The 1,560-nt window shown below is 36.8% G+C and carries 3 protein-coding genes; all 3 read right to left on the bottom strand.

The annotated features are described in order from the left end of the window. Positions 1-457: deoxyribodipyrimidine photo-lyase (locus WA010_RS07080; protein ID WP_422556432.1), on the bottom strand; the 457-nt coding region annotated here is incomplete at its 3' end. Positions 458-590: 133 nt separating this feature from the next. Then, complete coding sequence (locus WA010_RS07085; RefSeq protein ID WP_422556433.1) at positions 591-788, bottom strand: hypothetical protein; 198 nt, start codon at positions 786-788, stop codon at positions 591-593. A 44-nt stretch (positions 789-832) separates the two neighbouring features. After that, the gene (locus WA010_RS07090; protein ID WP_422556434.1) at positions 833-1,360 is read right to left on the bottom strand and encodes a transglycosylase SLT domain-containing protein; all 528 of its coding nucleotides are present in this window, start codon (positions 1,358-1,360) and stop codon (positions 833-835) included. Positions 1,361-1,560 lie beyond the last annotated feature (200 nt).

Consider the following 1,560-nt stretch of genomic DNA (forward strand, 5'->3'; position numbering starts at 1 on the left):
GAAAAGGGGTGAAGAGAGTTTTGGCACGGTTATAAAAAGGGGTAAAAACCTGATAAGGGGTTCCGTCGTTTTTTAGCACTTCATCACTGCGGAAGATATAGGTGTCGTGCAAATAGTGAAATGGCAGTAAATGGGATATCAGCTGATCACGCTCTAGTGCATAGCGATCATAGTCGCCTGAAGCGCATACTTCGTTATAGTACTCATGCGAAAGAAGCCATTGAAACACTTCCGTGGGTTTGCCATAAAAAATAGCTAAATCAAGATCCATTTTTTTTAAAGAGGTTTTGAGATGTATGAGGGATTGGTAGATATATGTGATACGACGGTCATTTGCATCAAGTGATGAGAGAATATCAGGATCAAAAATAAAGATAGGAAGAACACTTCCCTCTTGCGAGAGGAGAGGATTGTCTTCTACACGCAAATCTCTTCGAAACCATAATATCCGCTTCATCCTAAATATTCCAAAACATTATGTGTTTTTTTAATCGAGCTTTTTTTAGAAATGGCTGTTTTAAAACTACCGAAACTAATAAACAAGCCGATAAGGCAATTTTCATCATAACGATTGTTCTTAGATAGAAAACTTAGTGATTTTCAGAAGGAGGAGGCACATATTGATTTTTTTTATACTCTTTTGAGAGTTTTTGTAGTTCTGAATCCATCGTTTTTTCAGGAGTTTTAGGAGAATGAAGCGGAAGAATGAATGCTAAAAGAATAAAAATCAAACTGAAGATAACTCCACTTAGAAGAGCCAATACAATTTTTAATTTTTCATCGTTCATACAAACATCCCCTTACTCTCGATAGAAGTATTATAGCTGAAATATTAAGACAGTTTACCGGACAATACTAGATGATTAACAAGATTCATATTTTTCATGACACGGTTATAATAGGGTCGATTTGCTATACCGCCATTGTATCCGCTGATAGCATAAAAATGATCCAATCGTTTGTTTTGCAGTAGAACCAAATAATGGGTAGCGACTTGAGCAGAGAGTTTAATATCTCCTAACAATCTTCCCGCCAACTGTACATCGCTAAGAGTATTCAGCCAACGAAGTTTTTTGACATTTTGAGAGACGTGGCGTGCAGTAGCAACTTGAATCTGCATAGGACCCAGAGAAGCTTTGGTAAATGATTTTTTATGTCTGAAGTCGCCGATGGTATTTTTCCCAGCACTACTTTCTGTTAAACAAATCGCACTGAGTGTATTTTCATAAGTATTGCCGTTTTTATCGGGGATCGATTTTGCGATATCTCGTACGGTTTGCAATACATGGAGTTGTTTAGGGGTCATCGAATCAGCAAAAAGTGACAAAGCAAATAGTACTATTAGGGAAAGAATTCTCAAAAGTCACACCTCAAAAATGGAATGTGAAATTTTACGGTACTTCGGAGGATATAACAATGGTGTGAGCTTTCTAAATGAATCAGTTAAGAAAAAGTAATAGAAAAGGGGTGTATCCTACCCCATAGCGGGAAACAGGTGATTAAGATTGGGCTACATGATGGTTATATAAAGTTATAAGATATTGTATATGTGCACATAGC

Origin of the sequence: Sulfuricurvum sp. (genome assembly GCF_049305995.1) — a bacterium.
GTDB lineage: Bacteria > Campylobacterota > Campylobacteria > Campylobacterales > Sulfurimonadaceae > Sulfuricurvum.

Excerpts from the sequence above, each read along its gene's own strand:
- WA010_RS07085 (WP_422556433.1), bottom strand. The coding sequence starts at position 788 with ATGAACGATGAAAAATTAAAAATTGTATTGGCTCTTCTAAGTGGAGTT.